18 protein-coding genes are annotated in these 19,007 nt (G+C 64.3%); 4 read left to right on the top strand and 14 right to left on the bottom strand.

Annotated elements, in window-relative coordinates:
- The first annotated feature begins 28 nt into the window (after positions 1 to 28).
- On the top strand, positions 29 to 343 hold the full coding sequence (locus FJ490_RS08450) for a hypothetical protein (RefSeq protein WP_140492726.1): 315 nt from the start codon (positions 29 to 31) through the stop codon (positions 341 to 343).
- A gap of 88 nt (positions 344 to 431) precedes the next feature.
- Here the strand turns inward: FJ490_RS08450 and leuC are convergent, their stop codons facing one another.
- The 7 genes from leuC to rplS form a co-directional block, all read right to left on the bottom strand.
- A complete protein-coding gene (gene leuC / locus FJ490_RS08445) occupies positions 432 to 1,841 on the bottom strand; it encodes a 3-isopropylmalate dehydratase large subunit (protein WP_140673928.1) in 1,410 nt (469 codons plus the stop codon).
- A 314-nt stretch (positions 1,842 to 2,155) separates the two neighbouring features.
- Positions 2,156 to 2,791, bottom strand: a complete 636-nt coding sequence (locus FJ490_RS08435) for a class I SAM-dependent methyltransferase (RefSeq protein WP_140524674.1) — start codon at positions 2,789 to 2,791, stop codon at positions 2,156 to 2,158.
- Positions 2,792 to 2,847: 56 nt separating this feature from the next.
- Entirely contained in the window at positions 2,848 to 3,660 is an 813-nt protein-coding gene (locus FJ490_RS08430; RefSeq protein ID WP_140492737.1) for an amino acid ABC transporter permease, read from the bottom strand.
- A gap of 260 nt (positions 3,661 to 3,920) precedes the next feature.
- Positions 3,921 to 4,718 (bottom strand): transporter substrate-binding domain-containing protein, encoded by a 798-nt coding sequence (locus tag FJ490_RS08420; protein ID WP_140524675.1) that lies wholly within the window; start codon positions 4,716 to 4,718, stop codon positions 3,921 to 3,923.
- A gap of 178 nt (positions 4,719 to 4,896) precedes the next feature.
- Positions 4,897 to 5,406: a MarR family transcriptional regulator gene (locus FJ490_RS08415; RefSeq protein WP_140518092.1), complete on the bottom strand. Its 510-nt coding sequence runs from the start codon at positions 5,404 to 5,406 to the stop codon at positions 4,897 to 4,899.
- Positions 5,403 to 5,822, bottom strand: coding sequence for an organic hydroperoxide resistance protein (locus FJ490_RS08410; protein WP_140518091.1), 420 nt, complete (start codon positions 5,820 to 5,822; stop codon positions 5,403 to 5,405). Before FJ490_RS08410 ends, FJ490_RS08415 begins: the two co-directional genes overlap by 4 nt.
- A 155-nt stretch (positions 5,823 to 5,977) precedes the next feature.
- Complete coding sequence (gene rplS, locus FJ490_RS08405; protein WP_140492749.1) at positions 5,978 to 6,517, bottom strand: 50S ribosomal protein L19; 540 nt, start codon at positions 6,515 to 6,517, stop codon at positions 5,978 to 5,980.
- Positions 6,518 to 6,822: 305 nt separating this feature from the next.
- Between rplS and FJ490_RS08400 the strand changes: the two genes are divergently transcribed.
- Positions 6,823 to 7,575: a sulfite exporter TauE/SafE family protein gene (locus tag FJ490_RS08400; RefSeq protein WP_140518089.1), complete on the top strand. Its 753-nt coding sequence runs from the start codon at positions 6,823 to 6,825 to the stop codon at positions 7,573 to 7,575.
- Here FJ490_RS08400 and trmD read toward each other — a convergent pair.
- Together trmD and rimM are read right to left on the bottom strand one after the other, a co-directional pair.
- Entirely contained in the window at positions 7,557 to 8,258 is a 702-nt protein-coding gene (gene trmD, locus FJ490_RS08395) for a tRNA (guanosine(37)-N1)-methyltransferase TrmD (RefSeq protein WP_140492755.1), read from the bottom strand. The two genes, FJ490_RS08400 and trmD, sit on opposite strands and share 19 nt — an antisense overlap.
- Entirely contained in the window at positions 8,255 to 8,854 is a 600-nt protein-coding gene (gene rimM, locus FJ490_RS08390) for a ribosome maturation factor RimM (RefSeq protein WP_140518088.1), read from the bottom strand. The genes trmD and rimM overlap by 4 nt, the downstream gene beginning before the upstream one ends.
- Positions 8,855 to 9,138: 284 nt before the next feature.
- Here rimM and FJ490_RS08385 point away from each other — a divergent pair, with 284 nt between their 5' ends.
- Positions 9,139 to 10,077 carry a tyrosine recombinase XerC gene (locus FJ490_RS08385; RefSeq protein WP_140492761.1) on the top strand — a complete coding sequence of 313 codons (939 nt, stop codon included), beginning with the start codon at positions 9,139 to 9,141 and terminating at the stop codon, positions 10,075 to 10,077.
- A gap of 174 nt (positions 10,078 to 10,251) precedes the next feature.
- Positions 10,252 to 11,319: a TraB/GumN family protein gene (locus FJ490_RS08380; protein ID WP_140559275.1), complete on the top strand. Its 1,068-nt coding sequence runs from the start codon at positions 10,252 to 10,254 to the stop codon at positions 11,317 to 11,319.
- 562 nt (positions 11,320 to 11,881) lie between these two features.
- On the opposite strand, the gene lpdA is transcribed toward FJ490_RS08380, so the two are convergent.
- The 5 genes from lpdA to FJ490_RS08350 form a co-directional block, all read right to left on the bottom strand.
- Positions 11,882 to 13,285, bottom strand: coding sequence for a dihydrolipoyl dehydrogenase (gene lpdA / locus FJ490_RS08370; protein ID WP_140628159.1), 1,404 nt, complete (start codon positions 13,283 to 13,285; stop codon positions 11,882 to 11,884).
- Positions 13,286 to 13,311: 26 nt separating this feature from the next.
- The gene (locus FJ490_RS08365) at positions 13,312 to 14,067 is read right to left on the bottom strand and encodes an SDR family oxidoreductase (protein WP_140729439.1); all 756 of its coding nucleotides are present in this window, start codon (positions 14,065 to 14,067) and stop codon (positions 13,312 to 13,314) included.
- On the bottom strand, positions 14,064 to 14,522 hold the full coding sequence (locus FJ490_RS08360; protein WP_181165200.1) for a hypothetical protein: 459 nt from the start codon (positions 14,520 to 14,522) through the stop codon (positions 14,064 to 14,066). The genes FJ490_RS08365 and FJ490_RS08360 overlap by 4 nt, the downstream gene beginning before the upstream one ends.
- An 86-nt stretch (positions 14,523 to 14,608) precedes the next feature.
- A complete protein-coding gene (odhB, locus tag FJ490_RS08355; RefSeq protein WP_140524967.1) occupies positions 14,609 to 15,895 on the bottom strand; it encodes a 2-oxoglutarate dehydrogenase complex dihydrolipoyllysine-residue succinyltransferase in 1,287 nt (428 codons plus the stop codon).
- Positions 15,896 to 15,942: 47 nt separating this feature from the next.
- Positions 15,943 to 18,927 (bottom strand): 2-oxoglutarate dehydrogenase E1 component, encoded by a 2,985-nt coding sequence (locus FJ490_RS08350; protein ID WP_140729438.1) that lies wholly within the window; start codon positions 18,925 to 18,927, stop codon positions 15,943 to 15,945.
- Positions 18,928 to 19,007: the final 80 nt, after the last annotated feature.

Below are 19,007 nucleotides of genomic sequence, written 5' to 3'. Positions count from 1 at the left end.
TTTGTCCAGCGCAGAAGAGGAACCGATAATGGCCGATACAATCACCCTGACCGATCACGAGGCAATCCGTTCATGGGCCGCTTCACGCGCCGGCTTTCCGGCCATTGTCGACGTGTCGCCCGAGGCCGGCACGCAGGCGATGCTGCGGCTGGTATTCGGCCAGCACGCCTATGAGGACGAAGACCAGCCGGAGCGCCCGATCAATGCCGGAGGTTATGAGCTGGTCGAGTGGGACGAATGGTTCAAACTCTTCGATGAACGCGGGCTGGCCCTGGTGGTCGCCGCCGAAGAACCCGGGCGCCGCGAGCAGTTCCACGAGATCATCCGCCGCGACGACCGGTGAAGCTCCAAACATGCTCTGAACGCTTAAGCAGAAGGCCCGAATCGCATCGCGATCCGGGCCCTTGCGTTTCGATCGAACCAGCCGCGATTTACTTCCAGTCGCGAATATCGACGAAGTGGCCGGCGATCGCCGCCGCCGCAGCCATGGCCGGCGACACCAGATGGGTGCGCCCCTTGAAGCCCTGCCGGCCCTCGAAATTGCGGTTCGAGGTCGAGGCGCAGCGCTCATGCGGCTTCAGCCGGTCGTCGTTCATGGCAAGGCACATCGAGCAGCCCGGCTCGCGCCAGTCGAAGCCGGCGGCGAGGAAGATCTTGTCCAGCCCTTCGGCCTCGGCCTGTTCCTTGACCAGGCCGGAGCCCGGCACGATCATGGCGTTGACGCGCGGATTGACTTTTCTGCCCTCGACCACCTTGGCGGCGGCGCGCAGATCCTCGATGCGGCCGTTGGTGCAGGAGCCGATGAAGACACGGTCGAGGGCGATGTCGGTGATCTTCGTTCCCGGCGTCAGGCCCATATAGTCGAGCGCGCGCTGCTTTGAGGTGCGCTTGTTTTCGTCGGTGATGTCTTCCGGGTTCGGCACAATCCCTTGCACCGAGACAACATCCTCCGGGGAAGAGCCCCAGGAGACGATCGGCGGCAGTTTGGCCGCATCGAGCACGATCACCTTGTCGAAATGCGCGCCTTCGTCGGATTGCAGTGTCTTCCAGTAGGCGAGCGCGGCGTCCCAGGCGGCGCCCTTGGGCGCGCGCGGCTTGTCCTTGACATAGGCGAAGGTCGTCTCGTCAGGTGCGATCAGGCCGGCGCGCGCGCCGCCCTCGATCGACATGTTGCAGATCGTCATGCGGCCTTCCATCGACAGCGAGCGGATCGCCTCGCCGGCATATTCGATGACATGGCCGGTGCCGCCGGCGGTGCCGATCTCCCCGATGATGGCGAGGATAATGTCCTTGGCGGTGACGCCTTCCGGCAACTGGCCGTCGACGCGCACCAGCATGTTCTTGGCCTTACGCTGGATCAGCGTCTGCGTCGCCAGCACGTGCTCGACCTCCGACGTGCCGATGCCGTGCGCCAGCGCGCCGAAGGCGCCGTGGGTGGAGGTGTGGCTGTCGCCGCAGACGATGGTCATGCCGGGCAAGGTGAAACCCTGCTCCGGCCCGATGATGTGGACGATGCCCTGGCGGATGTCATTCTCGGAATAATATTCGACGCCGAAATCCTTGGCGTTCTTGGCCAGAGCCTCGACCTGGATGCGGCTTTCCTCGTTCTTGATGCCGAACTTGCGCTCGGGCGAGGTCGAGACGTTGTGGTCGACCACGGCCAGCGTCTTTTCGGGATGACGGACTTTGCGGCCACTCATGCGCAGGCCCTCGAAGGCCTGCGGGCTGGTCACCTCATGGACGAGGTGGCGGTCGATATAGAGCAGGCAGGTGCCGTCGTCCTGGCGGTCGACGACGTGGTCGTCGAAAATCTTGTCATAGAGGGTGCGCGGTGCGCTCATGTGCGTAAATCCGTCGATATGAGAAAGGGAAGGGCAGACGCCGAGATGTCAGGCGAAACGAGTTGATCAGTCGGCCCGCGTAAGTCGGCTGGTCGGCGCGCCACAGACGCGCGCGGAGAAGCGCGACGGCAGGCGTTTTCTGTCCTGCAGCACGAACCCCTTGTAGGCCGGATCGCCAAAAAGCTCTTCCATGGCGGGGTAGATAGCAATGTTTTGGCTTTTCGGCAATTGGCGGTGGCTGCGCGGGACCTGGGTTCCTCGTCCTCGCGTCCACGCCTCCGGGGGATGCGCACCAAGCTTGGCGGACCCGCGGTTCAAAGCACCTCGAAGACAAACGTCTTCACCAGCGCATCCGGCTCGGCAATCGCATAGCAGCGGAACCACGGGCTTTGCTCCATCAGCCGCCATTTTCCCGTGCGTTCCAGCTCGTCGAAGACGGCCTGGAAACCACCGCTCTCGAACACCTGGTCGCGCACGGTGAAGATGGCGTGGCCGCCTTTCTTCGTGATGCGCACCAGTTCGTGCAGGCCGGAAGCCGGCGCATGGCTGATGGTGAACACGCCGGTCGAGAAGAAGGCGCGGAAATGGCCGTCGGGCCAGGGCAGCGGGCCGCCCAGCATTGCCTGCTTCAGCTCGCCATAGGCGTTGCGGCTGCCGGCGATCTTCAGCATGTCGTCCGACAGGTCGAGCCCGGCGATATCGCCGTAGCCCAGCGCCTTCAGCGACGGCCCGGACAGGCCAGTGCCGCAGCCGGCGTCGAGCAGCGGCCCTTCGCCCGCAGGCACGTGGCGCGCCACCCAGGCGGTGATGAGGAACGGCAGGAGATAGCCGAGCGAGGCGGTCTCGCTGTCATAAGTCGCGGCCCATGCGGCATAGGCCTGCGCCAGGGTTTCGGGCGTATCGGCCGTATAGACCGAATCCAGCGCAGCATTGGCCTTGTCGACGTTCATGGGCATGCTCCTCCTCCAGTGCGCAACCGGAGCGTAACGCCGTCCTTGCCGAAACACTATTCCTGATGCTGGCGGCGCAACCGCCGTTCCAGCGCCCGGAGCGCCAAAGACAAGCCGACGGTCAGGATGAGATAGATGTAGGCTGTTATCGAATAGGTCTCGAAGAAGCGGAAGGAACCGGCGGCATAGACCTTGCCCATCTGCGTGATGTCGGCGACACCGAGCACCGAGACCAGCGAGGAATCCTTGACCAGGGCGACGAAGTCATTGCCGAGCGGCGGCAGGATGGTACGGATCGCCTGCGGAAAGACGATGAGCCGGAAACGTTGCGCCCGCGTGAGCCCGAGCGCCTTGGCCGCTTCGATCTGGCCCTTCTCGACCGCCTGGATGCCGGCCCGGAACACTTCGGAGATGAAGGCGGAATAGCCGATGGTCAGCGCCATGACGGCGCGCCACAAGAGCGAGACGTCGCGCACCTGCAACTCGCCGAGATAGCCGGTGCTCTGCAGCGGCGCGGTCAGCGCGTTCCAGGCGGCGACGAAAGCCGGTGCGCCGGCAAACGCGATCCAGAACAAAAGCACCAGGATCGGTACGCCACGGATGATCTCGACATAGAAACGCGCGATCTGCCGCAGCCACTGCGAACCCGACAATCCCATCAGCGCGATGCCGAGGCCGATGATCGAGGCCAGCGCGAAGGCGACAATGGTGACGAAGACGGTGACGCCGATGCCCTTGGCAACAGTGGCGAAGACCTGGGCATAAAGATCGCTGGCGGCGATGGCGAGCGCGGCGGCCAAGGCAAGGACAAGGGCGGCGGCCAGCCACCAGGGGAATTCAGGTTTGACGGAGGATGGTGGGGGGGCCATCAGGCGTGGCCGGCGAGGTGCATAGTGCGCAAGGCAGGCGCCAAGGCGCCCCCCTCTGTCCTGCCGGACATCTCCCCCTCAAGGGGGGAGATCAGATGTCTCATCGGCCTTCGCCAATCTTCATCGATGCTGCATGTGGGACGAAGGCCAAGCTGCCAATCTCCCCCCTTGAGGGGGAGATGCCCGGCAGGGCAGAGGGGGGCGTTCAAGCGCAAACTCAGCGCGAGTTCCCGCACGCGCACCGCCCGCATCAAGACGAACTACTGCCCCATCTTGTAATCAAGAAACCATTTCTTGTTCAGCGCATCGAACGTGCCGTCGGTCTTGAGCGCGGCGATCGCGGCGTTGACAGGCTTCACCAGGTCGGAGCCCTTGGGAAAGATGAAGCCGAAATCCTCGGTGCCCAGCGGGCCGCCGATCAGCTTCAGCTTGCCCTCGGAAGCGTCGACATAGCCCTTGCCCGCAGTGCCGTCCGTGAGCACCACATCGACGTCGCCAGTCTTCAGCGCCTGCACGGTGGCACCGAACGTCTCGAACAGCTTTATGCGCGGGTTCTGCTCATTGCCGTCCAGCACGCTGTAGACAGCGGTGTAGAAGGGCGTCGTGCCGGCCTGCGCGCCGATCAGCCCGTCCTTGAAGGCGCCGAAGGTCTTGGCGTCGGTGAAGCGGCTCTCGTCGCCGCGCACCAACATGAACTGTTCCGAGCGCATATAGGGGTCAGAGAAATCCACCTTCTGCTTGCGGTCGTCCTTGATGGTGATGCCGGTCATGCCGATGTTGTACTGGTTGTCGGAAACCGCCTGGATCATCGCGTCCCAGGAGGTGTTCTGATACTCGACGGTGAAATTCAGCCGCTTGGCGATCTCGTTCATCGCGTCATATTCCCAGCCGATCTGTTTTCCGGTCTTGGCGTCGATGAACTGTAGCGGCGGATAGGCGTTTTCCGTCACCACCACCACTTTCTTGCCGCCGAGATCGGGCAGCGCCTGGGCGAAGGCGGCAACGGGCGCAAGCATGACGGCAAGCAGGCCGGCCAGCAGCAGTTTCGATTTTGTCATGACACACTCCCCGGAAGTGAAAGCGCCCGGACACGGGCCGGGCTTGCAAAGGAAATCCGGCGCCGACTTTAGCTCTCCGCAAGCGCCATGCAAGACGCTCCGCTGCGCCACGGCCGGCGAAAAACGCAAATAGATACTTTCGGCCGGGATTTTGGGGAACGATCCTTGCCGTGGCCGATCAGCCGCGCTGCGGCGCTCCGGCATCGGCCTCGCGCAGCCCGGCGACGAAGCGGGTCAGCGTGCCATGCAGCGACTTCAACTCGGCTGGGTCGAGCGGCATGCTGCAGAGCATGGCGGCGGGGATGTCCCTGGCGCGCTCGCGCAAGGCTTGGCCCTTGGCTGTCGGCTCGACCAGCACGCGGCGCTCGTCGGCAGGATCGCGCCGGCGCGTAACCAGGCCGCCGGCCTCGAGCCGCTTGAGCAGCGGCGTCAGCGTCGCCGAATCGAGGCCCAGCGCCTCGCCGAGCTCGCCCACCGTGCTCGGCGCGCGCTCCCACAGCGCCAGCATGGCCAGATATTGCGGATAGGTCAGGCCAAGCGGATCGAGCAACGGCCGGTAGAGCTTCGTCATCAATCCGCTCGCCGAATAGAGCGCGAAGCAGAGCTGGTCGCTGAGCCTTGGGACCGCGCTTGTCCCGGCGTCACCCGCCGGGACCTGGTTGGCCGTGTCTTTGGTTTTCGCCGTCATGTCGCCTTTGCCGAAATCGCCACCTCGATATTGCCCCTGGTTGCGTTGGAGTAGGGGCAGATCTGGTGCGCTGCCGATACAAGCGCTTCGGCGGCCGCCTGATCAAGACCTTTCGTCTCGGCCGCCAGGGAAACGCCGAGCAGGAAACCGCCCTGACCGTTGGGATGGAGGCTGACAGTGGCCGTCACCGAGGCATCGCGCAGCGGCAGTTTCTGCTTGCCGGCGAGAAACCGCATGGCGCTTTCGAAGCAAGCGGCATAGCCGGCGGCGAAAAGCTGTTCGGGATTGGTGGCGCCACCCTTGCCGCCAAGCTCCTTCGGCATTGCGAGGTCGACGCTGAGCAGGCCGTCATTGGTCTGGACGTGGCCGGCGCGGCCGCCGACGGCACGAGCCTGGGTCGAATAGAGTGCGGGCATATCAAGTCTCCAAAATTAATTTGTACACGATTAATTAGTATACCGTATTATAGGAGTCAATCCCGCTTTGGAAGCCCGCATGTGGCAAAGGGCGGGCTCCGAAACGAAAAAAAGGCGGCCGAAGCCGCCTTTTTCAGAAGTCTCTGTCGAAAGCCTTATTCGGCGGCAGCGGCTTCCGCAGCCTTGGCGGCTTCGTCGGCGGCCTTCTTCTCGGCGGCTTCCTTGGCGGCCGTCTCGGCGGCCAGCGCCTGCGCGGCGGCAACCTTCTCGGCCTCGATGCGCGCCTTCTCGGCGTTCAGCGCATCGCGCTCCTCATCGTTGAGCTTGCGGGCGCGCACGCCGGTGTTCTCCGAAATACGGGCCGACTTGCCGCGACGGTCGCGCAGGTAATAGAGCTTGGCACGACGCACCTTGCCGCGACGCACGATCTCGACGCCTTCGACCATTGGCGAAAACACCGGGAAGACGCGCTCGACGCCTTCGCCGTAGGAGATCTTGCGGACGGTGAAATTTTCCTGGAAGCCCGAACCGGCGCGGGCGATGACGACGCCTTCATAGGCCTGGACGCGGGTGCGGGTGCCCTCGGTTACGCGGACCTGGACGCGCACGGTGTCGCCGGGCTGAAATTCGGGAAGCTTGCGCTTGGCTTCGATCTTGGCGGCCTGTTCGGCCTCGAGCTGACGGATGAGATCCATCTCAATAATCCACTTCTTGTTCTTCCGACAGTCAGAGCGCCCGGCGCTCGCCTTGCAGTTCCAATGACCGCTCGGCTATGCCCTTTGTTCGAAAACATCGGGCAGGGGCGACTACACCGCCATTGTTGACGGGTCCGGCAGATTTCTCCCGGTTCGGCGGGCACATACAGCTATTTCGACGCTTTGTCACGTCTTGGCCGCGTCTTTTTTGCTCGCGTGCACCATCGTATCTGTCCACTACCGGGTTGCAAGGGCCCTTCAAGCTGCCTAAGGCGGGGCAACCATAGTTCTCCGGCGGCATCCTCATGTCCTTTTTCGACGCGGTCCTGCTATTCATGGCGGGTTTTCTTTCCGGCGCCGCCAATGCGGTCGCGGGCGGCGGCACCTTCATCACCTTCGGTGCCATGACCTTGGTCGGCCTGCCGCCGATCGTCGCCAACGCGACCTCCTCGGTGACGCAATTTCCCGGCTACATCACCTCGACGCTGGCCTACCGGGACGACATCCGCCATTTCTGGCGTGGCGCCCTGCTGCTCTGCCTGATATCGGCGCTCGGCGCACTGGCCGGCGCACTCATCCTGCTGGCGCTGGACAATCCGTCATTTCGCGTCCTGGTGCCGTGGCTGCTGCTGGCCGCGACGGCGCTGTTCGCCGCCGGGCCGTGGCTGAAGCCCGCACCCAAGCCGGGGCATGAGGCTTCTGTGGGCTCGTTGGCCGGCTCGCTGGCGCAGTTCGTCACCGCCATCTATGGCGGCTTCTTCGGGGCCGGCATGGGCGTGATGATGCTGGCGACGCTCGGCCTGACCCAGGCCGGCGACTACCACCGCCTGAACGCGCTGAAAAACATGCTGGCCATGGTCATCGCAGCGGTCGCCATCGTCGTCTTCGTCTCGGGTGGCGTCGTCGCCTGGCCGCAAGCGATCATCATGATCCCCGGCGGCGCGTTGGGCGGCTATGCCGGCGTGTGGATCGCCAAGCGCGTGCCGCAGAACGTGGTGCGTGGCTTCGTCGTCGCGGTCGGGCTGTTCCTGGCTTTCTACTATTTCGCCAAGGGCTGAGGAGAGCCGAGCAAGTCCGGCCGCCGTTCTCGAGTCAGCTTCTCCGACTGTGCCCGCCGCCACGCCGCGATCTTGCCGTGGTTGCCCGAGGTCAGCACCTCGGGAATAGGCCGGCCCTCGAAATCCTGCGGCCGCGTGTAGTGCGGGTGTTCGAGCAGGCCGTTTTCAAAGCTCTCTTCTTCACCCGACACGGCATTGCCCATGACGCCGGGCAGCAGCCGCACGACCGCGTCGAGCAGCACAAGCGCCGCCGGCTCGCCACCGGACAGAATGAAGTCTCCGACCGAGACTTCCTCCAATCCTCGCGCGTCGATCACCCGCTGGTCGATGCCTTCGAAGCGGCCGCACAGGATGACGGCGCCCGGCCCGGCGGCCAGTTCGCGCACGCGCGCCTGCGTCAGCGGCTTTCCACGCGGGCTCATCAGCAGCCGTGGCCGCAAATCGCCTTCGGGCGAGGCATGGTCGATCGCCCTGGCCAAGACATCGGCGCGCATGACCATGCCGGCGCCGCCGCCGGCCGGCGTGTCGTCGACAGTGCGGTGGCGGTCGGTTGCGAAGTCGCGGATCTGGATCGCCTGCAGCGACCATGTACCGGCCTCCAGCGCCCGCCCGGCCAGCGACAGGCCAAGCAGACCCGGAAACATTTCCGGGTAGAGCGTAAGCACGGAGGCGGAGAAGCTCACCGGTTGCCCCCGGCGTCCCTCGGGCCGCGCGGCCTGCCCTTCGGGTCGAAGCCTTCCTCGCGCGGCGCTTCGCCGTCCTCGTCCTCGACCAGTCCGGCCGCCGCCTGGTTGACGCGCACAAAACCCTCGGCGATGGACACTTCGGGCACCGCGGCCTGCGTGAACGGGATCAACACGCCCTTGCGTCCGGCCAGCGTCACATCGAGGATGTCGCCGCCGCCGAAATTGTGCACGGCGACGACCTTACCAAGGACGGCTCCCGTATCGTCCCGAACCTCCAGACCGATCAGGTCGGCATGATAGAATTCGTCTTCCTCGCCGTCATCGGGCAGCATGGAGCGATCGACGAACAGCTCCGTGCCGGCCAGCGCCTCGGCCGCGTTGCGGTCGCTGACGCCCTTGAAGCGCACCACGACCACGGTGTTGGCGGGCCTTATGTCGATGATCTGGAAGGCGCGGCCGTCCTTCGCATAAAGCGGCCCGTAATCGGCGAGCGCCAGCGGATCGCCGGTGAAGGTTTTGACGCGCAATTCGCCCTTGATGCCGTGGGCGGCGCCGATCACGGCCATCTGGACGGGGTTCTGGGGCTTGCTCATGGCGCGCTTTTACCTTCGTCATCCATGGGCGGAGCAGGCACGAAGCGACTGCGCAGACCCGTGGATCCCTTCCGTTACTGTGATCAAAACCGACGGCAGTTCAGAAAGGCTCACGGGTCTCGTCCCTGCAACTCTCTATTTGCGGATACCCCGTTTGGCCAATCACCACGGTTTTGACTTGCCGCCGGTCGACTCCTAGCCCCACCGGATTGTCATTTCAATGACGCCTCTTCACCGCTTCCTAACCCGGCTGCCGGAAAATGACGGCGAACCGGAACGACGCCATGCAGGAATTCCTTATCCCGGCAAAGCCCGACCTCCAGGCGGCGCGCGAAAGCTGGCTCAAGATGCTCGCGCGAGAACGTCGGCTGTCGCCCGAGACGGTGGAAGCCTACGAGCGCGACACCAGGCAGTTCCTGCATTTCCTGACGGGTCATAATGGCGGCCCGCCCGGCATAGCCGACATCGCCGATCTGCGCCCGGCCGACCTGCGCGGCTTTCTGGCCGCCCGCCGCAATGAAGGCGCAGGCGCCCGCACGCTCGGCCGGGGGCTGGCCGGCATTCGCTCACTCTTGCGCTTTCTGGAACGGCGTGGTCTCGCCAACGCAGCGGGCGCGGCGGCCCTGCGCGCGCCTCGCCAACCAAAGTCACTGCCGAAACCGCTGACGGCCAGTGACGCAAAACATGTCGTTTCCGTCGAGGGTCAATTGGCGGAGGAACCCTGGATCGCCGCCCGCAACGCCGCCGTGCTGACGCTGCTCTACGGCTCGGGCCTGCGCATTTCCGAGGCGCTCGGCCTTGCCGGCGCCGAACTGGCGTCGGAGGCCGACACGGTGCTGCGCGTCACCGGCAAGGGCGGCAAGACGCGGCTGGTGCCGGTGCTGCCGGTGGCGCTCAGGGCGGTTGCCGAATACCGCCGGCTGTGCCCCTACCATCTCGACCCCAAGGGCCGGTTGTTTCGCGGCGCGCGCGGCGGCCCGCTCAACCCGGCCATCGTCCAGCGCGAGATGGCCAAGCTGCGCTCGGCGCTCAACCTGCCGGACACCGCAACGCCGCACGCCTTGCGCCATTCCTTCGCCACGCATCTGCTCGGCCGCGGCGGCGACCTGCGCACCATCCAGGAACTGCTCGGCCATGCCAGCCTGTCGACCACGCAGATCTACACCGGCGTCGATACGTCGAGGCTGTTGGAGATCTATGAATCGGCTCACCCGAGGGCGTGAAGTATTGGGGTTGCGCGAGGCTTCCGGACTTCGCCACGGGATGATGAGGGGTGGGCGGCTCAACCAACCGCAAGCCGTTCAGTAATTCGAGCGATAGTCAAAACTGATTGAACCGAAGACAATTTCGTTCTCCGGGTTAACCGTTTTGCCGTTTTTCCAGCTTAGGAAAGGACCATGAAACGGGTCATCGTCATCGCCGACCGCGCTGCGCTCTTCTCGCTGAAGCTGCTCCTGGCGTTCCATGTGCTGTTCTTCCTGTCTCTGCTCGCCGTGCTGTTGTTTGCGGCGGGCAAGGCGCATGCCGAAATCCCGTCCTGCACCGGCGCCGACATGCTGTCGGCGTTGCAGAAAAGTGACCCGTCCACCTACCGCAAGATCGAGGCGGAAGCCGCCGCAACGCCGAACGGCAAGGGCCTGCTGTGGAAGCTGGAGAAGACGGGCGAACAGCCGTCCTTCCTGTTCGGCACCATGCATATGACCGACCCGCGCGTCACCGCGCTGCCGCCGGCCGCGCAGAAGGCCTATGACGGCGCCGGCACCATCGTCATCGAGACCACCGAAGTGCTCGACCAGCAGAAGATGATGGCGGCCCTGCTCAAGCAGCCGGAGCTGATGATGTTCACCGACAGCACCACGCTGTCGTCGCTGCTGTCGCCCGACGACGCCGCGGCGGTCGACAAGGCGCTCGACGAACGCGGCATCCCGCCGGCAACCGTCGCCAAGATGAAGCCGTGGATGCTGTCGGCCATGGTGGCGCTTCCAGCCTGCGAGCTCGCCCGCAAGGCCGGCGGCGCGCCGGTGCTCGACGTCAAGCTTGCCGAGGATGCCAAGGCCTCCGGAAAATCCGTCGAAGGGCTGGAGACCGTCGCCGACCAGCTGCGCGCCATGGCTTCGCTGCCGATGGCGTTCCACATGAAGGGACTGGTCGACACACTGAAGCTCGGCGACAAGATGAACGACGTCAACGAAACCATGATCGTGCTCTACCAGCGCGGCGAGACCGGCATGTTCTGGCCGCTGTTTCGCGCCGTGCTGCCCGGCGAGACGGGCGACGCGACAGGCTACGCGGCGTTCGAGCAGACCATGATCACCAGCCGCAACAAGGCGATGGTCGATCATGCCGGACCATTCCTCGCCAAAGGCAGTGCCTTCATCGCCGTCGGCGCGCTGCATCTGCCCGGTCCCGAGGGCCTGGTCGAGGATTTCCGCAAAGCCGGCTATACTGTCACCGCTGTCGATTGAGTCGCGTGGGCAGCGGAGGAATCAGGCGCCGCGTTTTCGGCGCTTTCCTTCCCTAGCGTGAAACCCCATCAACGGTTGCGCGTTGATGGCTGTTGATTGATCATTTTCATCCACGGAGGACACTTTTATGGCGAATCCATCAAACGACACGCCCAGATCAGGTGGCGGCGGCAGCCCTTGGCTGATTGCATTGGTCGTCGTTATTCTGGCGATTGTCGCGTATTATGTTTTCGGAAGAAGTGGTGAGCATCCGGCGACCGAACCGCCCGCCGCAAGCACACCGGCCCCGGCGCCAGCGCCCGCGGAGCCGATGAAGCCCGCCGAACCGGCTCCTGCCCCTGCCCCTGCCCCAGCACCCGCGCCGGCCCCTGCACCGGCGACACCGGCTCCTGCGCCGGCCCCAGCTCCCGCACCGGCCCAGTAATCGGGCCACGGCTTTCAACGAAGAACGGCCCGCCTTCCGGTGGGCCGTTCTGTTTGAGGCAGGCAAGGAGGCAATTCCCTCAAGGGAAGCGCTACGCGCTTGCCCGGGAAAACCGTTTCACGGTTTTCCTGGATCGTTCTAAATATGGATCGGCTTGAAGAACGTCGCCAATGCCGCTTCCTTCACTGCTTCCGACATGGTCGGATGGGCATGACAGGTGCGGGCGAGATCTTCCGACGAGCCGCCGAATTCCATCAGCACCGCCGCCTCGTGGATCATCTCGCCGGCGCCGAAGCCGACGATGTGAACGCCGAGCACGCGGTCGGTGGCCTTGTCGGCCAGGATCTTGACGAAGCCGTCGGTGTGCAGCATGGCGCGCGCCCGGCCATTGGCGGTGAACGGGAATTTCCCGACCTTGTAGTCGATGCCGGCCTTCTTCAATTCCTCCTCGGTCTTGCCGACCGAAGCGATCTCCGGGCTGGTGTAGACGACGCTCGGAATGACGTCGTAGTTCACATGGCCGGCCTGGCCGGCAATCGTCTCGGCGACCGCTACGCCCTCATCCTCGGCCTTGTGCGCCAGCATCGGCCCGGCGATGACATCGCCGATGGCATAGATGCCTGGTACGTTGGTCCTCAGGTGCGCGTCCGTCTTGACCCGGCCGCGCTCATCGACCTCGACGCCCGCTTCCTTCAGGCCCAGGCTGTCGGCGAAAGCGCGGCGGCCGGTGGCGATCAGCACCATGTCGGCCTCGATCGTCTCGGCCGCGCCGCCTTTCACAGGCTCGAAAGTGACGCTGGCGCCCTTCTTGGCCTTGGCGACGCCGGTGACCTTGGCGCCGAGCCTGAATTCGAAGCCCTGCTTGGAGAGCAGTCGCTGGAATTGCTTGGAGACCTCACCGTCCATACCGCCGAGGATGGTGTCGAGGAATTCGACCACGGTGACCTTGGCGCCGAGCCGCGCCCAGACCGAGCCGAGCTCGAGCCCGATGACGCCGCCGCCGACCACGACGAGATGGCCAGGCACCTTGTCCAGCGACAGCGCGCCGGTCGAGGACACGATGACTTTTTCGTCGAAGTCGACCGTGACGCCAGGAATGCCGGCGACATCCGAGCCGGTGGCGATGACGATGTTCTTCGTCTCGATTTCCTCGACCTTGCCGTCCTCGCTCGTCACCGACACCTTGCCCGCCGCGACCACCGTGCCGATGCCGCGAAAACTATCGATCTTGTTCTTCTTGAACAGGAAGGCGACGCCGTTGACGTTCGCCGTCACCGTGGCGTCCTTGTGCGCCATCATCTTCTTCAAATTGAGCTTCGGTGTCACTTCGACACCCAGTGTGTCGAAGGAGTGGCCGGCTTCGGCGAACATCTCAGAGGCATGCAGCAACGCCTTGGACGGAATGCAGCCGATGTTGAGGCAGGTGCCGCCGAAGGTCGAGTTCTTCTCGACCACCGCGACCTTCAGCCCGAGCTGCGCCGCCTTGATGGCGCAGACATAGCCGCCCGGTCCCGAGCCGATGATTACGACGTCATAAGCCATGTTTGTTTCCCTTTTTCTTGGGGCGCTCAGCGGCCGCCGCTGACATTCAGGATCGCGCCGGTCGTATAGGACGCGGCATCGGACAACAGGTAGAGAACCGCGCCCGCGACTTCATCCGCGGTGCCGGCTCTTTTCATTGGCAGAAGATCGCGGAACCGCTCTATCCGGTCCGGCTGCCCGCCCGAGGCATGGATTTCGGTATCGATGATGCCCGGCCGCACCGCATTGACGCGGATGCCTTCCAGCGCCACCTCGCGGGCGAGCCCCATGGTGAAGGTGTCGATCGCGCCCTTGGACGCGGCGTAGTCGACATATTCGCCCGGCGAGCCCAGAACTGCCGCAGCCGACGAGATGTTGACGATGGATCCACCCGACCCACCGTGACGGCTCGACATCCGCTTCACCGCTTCGCGGGCGCAGAGGAGCGACCCCACGACGTTGATGCGCATCATGCGCTCCAGCCGTGAAACATCCATCTCATCGACCCGCGCCTTGACGTCGACGATGCCGGCATTGTTGACGAAAGCATCGAGCCGGCCATAGCCGCGGTCGACGGCTTCAAACATGGCAACGATATCGGATTCGACGCCGACATCGCCCCTGACCGCAAAGGCCTCGCCGCCTGCGGCCTTGATTTCGCCGACCAGTGCCTCGGCGGCGGTCTGGTTGGAGGTGTAGTTGACCGCTACGCGATAGCCAGCCTTCGACCCGAGCCGGCAGATCGCGGCGCCGATGCCGCGGCTGCCACCGGTGACCAGCAGCACCTTTTGCGTCCCGCTCATTCCTGGCATCCCTTCAAGGCAAACACGTCCGACGGCACTTTCGAAAACCCGGCGCCGCCATAGGCGGTGGATTGATGCAACACCGGACCGAGATCGGGCAGGATCAGCGTCTTCGGTGCTTCGACGCCTTCGGCCGGCAACAGGCCGATGCTGCCCTTTTCATCCGACGTATAGATGACGCCGTTCCACAAGGTGCAGGCGGCAAGCTCGGTGCCGGTAACGTCGCCTCCCGGGCATTTGTACATCAGCGCCCCGTTCGGCCGCGAAACACCTTCGTTCCATTGGACGATGCCGTTCAGCACCACATCGTTGTCGAGGATCAAGCGGAACGTGTTGGTGACGGTCGCCGACGTGCCGGTCGGCGTAAAATTGATCTCACTGCCGCTCTGGGCATCGCCGTAGACGGCGAGTTCGGCCGGGCATGCGGCATTAGCGTGGACAGCGGCGAATGCCATACCGGCCGCCAGCGCTATCGGTCTGGCAGGCCCAGGGAACAGGGCCATTATTGGCTACTCCGACCGCGAGCCGCCATCCGACCGCCTCACAGATCAAGCACCAGCCGTTCCGGATCCTCCAGACTTTCCTTGACGCGCACCAGGAAGGTCACCGCTTCCTTGCCGTCGACGATGCGGTGATCGTAGCTCAGCGCCAGATACATCATCGGCCGGATCACGATCTGGCCGCCGACCACCACGGGCCGGTCCTGGATCTTGTGCATGCCCAGAATACCCGACTGCGGCGCGTTGAGGATCGGCGTGGACATCAGCGACCCGTAGACGCCGCCATTGGAAATCGTGAACGTGCCGCCCTGCATGTCGGCGACCGACAGCTTGCCGTCGCGCGCGGCGATGCCGAGCCGGCCGATCTCCTTCTCGATCTCGGCGATAGACATCTGGTCGGCATCGCGCACCACCGGAACGACCAGACCCTTCTCGGTGCCGACGGCGACGCCGATATGGGCGTAGTTCTTGAAGATGATATCGGTGGCATCGATCTCGGCGTTGACCGAGGGGATTTCCTTCAGCGCGTGCGTGACGGCCTTGGTGAAGAAACCCATGAAGCCGAGCTTCACGCCGTGCTTCTTCTCGAACACGTCCTTGTACTTGGTCCTGAGCGCCATCACCGCTGACATGTCCACCTCGTTGAAGGTGGTGAGCATGGCGGCGGTCGACTGCGCTTCCTTGAGCCGGCGCGCGATGGTCTGGCGCAGCTTGGTCATGCGCACGCGCTCCTCGCGCGCCGCGTCGTTGCCTGAGGACGGCGCACGGGCAGCAACCGGCGCTGCCGGGGCCGGGGCCGCCTTCGGCGTCTCGGCCGGCTGCGACGGCGCACCCTTGGAGATGGCGTCGAGCACGTCGCCCTTCAGCACCTGGCCGCGCTTGCCGGAGCCGGAAAGCTGGTCGACCGACAGATTGTTCTCGGCGATCAGTTTCGCCGCTGCCGGCGCCGGCGGCATGGTGCGCGGCTCGACCGGACCGGCGTCGCCGGCGACCTTGGCGGTCTCGGCGGCGGCCTGTTTGGTGGTCTGCGCGGCGTCGGGGCTCGATGCCTGCGCCACGGCTTGCGGCTTGGTCACTGGTGCGGCGGCGCCGCCGGCCGAAATGGAGCCCAGAAGCGCGCCGACCCCGACCGTCTCGCCTTCCTTGGCCGCGATCTCGCCCAAGGTTCCAGCGCCCGGCGAGGGAACCTCGACCGTCACCTTGTCGGTTTCGAGCTCGACCAGCGGCTCGTCGGCGGCAATGGCATCGCCCACCTTCTTGAACCATTTGCCGATGGTTGCCTCGGTGACGGATTCGCCGAGAGTGGGAACGCGGATTTCGGTAGCCATTGTGCCTGTCCGTTTGTTGTCTGTCTGTTCTATTCGCTCAACTCTGCCTACTCGCCGAGCGCGTCTTCGAGCAAGGCGGCGAGCTGGGCGAGATGCTTGGACATAAGCCCGGTCGCCGGCGAGGCGGATGCCGGCCGGCCGGTGTAGCGCACCCGCTGGTGCTTGGCGTCGATATGCGCCAGCACCCATTCCAGATACGGGTCGATGAACGACCAGGCGCCCATGTTCTTGGGTTCCTCCTGGCACCACACCATTTCGGCATTGCGGAAGCGCGACAATTCGGTGATCAACGCCTTGGCCGGGAACGGGTAGAGCTGTTCGACGCGCAGCAGATAGATGTCGTTGATGCCACGCTTCTCACGCTCCTCGTAGAGGTCGTAATAGACCTTGCCCGAGCACAGCACGACACGCCGGATCTTGGAATCCTTGGTCAGCTTGATGGCCTGGTTGGGCAAGAGCTGGGCATCGTCCCACAGCAGCCGGTGGAACGAGCTTTCGCCCGACATTTCCGGCAGCGTCGACACCGCCCGCTTGTGGCGCAGCAGCGACTTCGGCGTCATCAGGATCAGCGGCTTGCGGAAGTCGCGCTTCAACTGCCGGCGCAATATATGGAAGTAGTTGGCCGGCGTCGTGCAGTTGGCCACTTGCATGTTGTCCTCGGCGCAGAGCTGCAGGAAACGCTCGAGCCGGGCAGACGAATGTTCCGGTCCCTGGCCTTCATAACCATGCGGCAGCAGGCAGACGAGGCCCGACATCCGGAGCCACTTGCGCTCTCCGCTGGATATGAACTGGTCGAACACCACCTGGGCGCCGTTGGCGAAGTCGCCGAACTGAGCTTCCCACAACGTCAGCGCCTTAGGCTCGGCCAGGCTGTAGCCATATTCGAAGCCGAGCACGGCTTCTTCGGACAGCATTGAGTTGATGACCTCATAGCCGGCCTGCGCCGCCGACAGATTGTTGAGCGGGATGTAGCGGGTCTCGTCGCGCTGGTCGTAGAGCACGGAATGGCGCTGCGAGAAGGTACCCCGCTCCGAATCCTGCCCGGAGAGGCGGATCGGGTTGCCGTCGAGCAGGATGGCGCCAAAAGCCAGCGCCTCGGCCGTCGACCAGTCGATGCCTTCGCCGGATTCGATGGCCTGGCGGCGGTTTTCGAGGAAGCGGATGATCGTCTTGTGCGCCTCGAAATTCTTCGGCACCTCGGTCAGCTTCTTGCCGATCTCCTTCAGTGTCTTGGCCGGCACCGCGGTCTTGCCGCGCCGCTGTTCATCCTGGTTGTCGGCCGTACGCAGGCCCGACCAGGCGCCATCCAGCCAATCGGCCTTGTTGGGCTTGTAACGCTGGCCGACTTCCCACTCGGATTCCAGATGCTCCCGCCAGTCGGCCTTGAGCTTGTCGAACTCGGCCTGCGTCAAGTGGCCTTCGGCGATCAGCCGGTCGGCATAGATCTGCACCGTTGTCTTATGGTTGCGGATGTTGCGGTACATGATCGGCTGCGTGAAGGCCGGCTCGTCGCCCTCATTGTGGCCGAAGCGGCGGTAGCAGAACATGTCGACCACGACAGGCTTGTGGAATTTCATGCGGAATTCGATCGCCACCTTGGTGGCGTGCACCACGGCTTCCGGATCGTCGCCATTGACGTGGAAGATCGGCGCCTCGATCATCTTGGCGACGTCGGACGGGTAGGGCGACGAGCGCGAGAAGCGCGGATTGGTGGTGAAGCCGATCTGGTTGTTGATGATGAAATGCAATGTGCCGGCAACGCGGTGGCCGCGCAGGCCCGATAGGCCGAGGATTTCGGCAATGACACCCTGGCCGGCAAAGGCTGCGTCGCCATGCAGCAAAAGCGGCAGCACCTTGGCCCGCTCTTCCAGCGGCACGATCTCCTCGCGACCGCGGCCGAACAGATAATCCTGCTTGGCGCGCGCCTTGCCCATCACCACAGGGTCGACGATTTCCAGATGCGAGGGATTGGCGGTCAGCGACAGGTGCACCTTGTTGCCGTCGAACTCGCGGTCCGAGGAGGCGCCAAGATGGTATTTGACATCGCCGGAGCCCTCGACGTCGTCGGGTGCGGCCGAGCCGCCCTTGAATTCGTGAAAGATGGCGCGGTGCGGCTTGGCCATCACCTGGGAGAGTACGTTGAGGCGGCCGCGATGCGCCATGCCGAGCACGATCTCCTTCAGCCCGAGCTGACCGCCGCGCTTGACGATCTGCTCCAGCGCCGGGATCAGCGCTTCGCCGCCGTCGAGGCCGAAGCGCTTGGTGCCTTTGAACTTGACGTCGGCGAACTGCTCGAAGCCCTCGGCCTCGATCAGTTTCTGCAGGATCGCCTTCTTGCCGGTCGCGGTGAAGGAGATCTCCTTGTCGGCGCCCTCGATGCGCGCCTGGATCCACGCTTTCTCTTCCGGATCGGAGATATGCATGAACTCGACGCCCAGCGTCGAGCAATAGGTGCGGGTCAGGATGTCGAGCATCTGGCGGATGGTGCCGAATTCGAGCCCGAGCACATTGTCGAGGAAGATCGGCCGGTCGTAGTCGGCTTCGGTGAAGCCGTAATTCTCTGGCGACAGCTCGTTGTAATCCTCGAGCGTGGCGATGCCGAGCGGGTCGAGATTGGCGTGCAGATGGCCGCGCATGCGATAGGCGCGGATCATCATGATGGCGCGCACGGAATCGCGCGTCGCCTGGTGCACGTCGGCGTCGGAGGGGACGGCGCCGTTGACGGCTGCCTTCTCCTTGACCTTCTTTTCGATGTGCTTCTCGACCAGGCCCCAATTGCCGTCGAGCGCCGACACCAGCTCGCCATTGGCCTGCAGCGGCCAGGAGGGCTTGGCCCACGAGGCGCCCTTGGCGTTCTTGCGGACATCCCCGGCATCGTCCTTCAGGCCGGCGAAGAACTCCTGCCATTCGGGATTGACCGAGGCTGGATCGTCCTCATACGCCGCATAGAGCGCGTCGATATAATCGGCATTGCCGCCATAGAGGAAAGAGGTGAGCGAAAATTGGTCGTTGGCCTGATCTTGTCGTGCCATTTTGTCTGCGGAGCCTGGCTCCGTCTCCTTTCGAGGGGAATAGTGAGTAGTCAGTAAGGAGTAGGAAAAATGAAGACTTT

It is taken from the genome of Mesorhizobium sp. B2-5-11, from assembly GCF_006440835.1.
Taxonomy (GTDB): Bacteria; Pseudomonadota; Alphaproteobacteria; order Rhizobiales; family Rhizobiaceae; genus Mesorhizobium.
The sequence above is the reverse complement of the archived record's forward strand: the minus strand, read 5'-3'. Positions and strand labels throughout refer to the sequence as shown.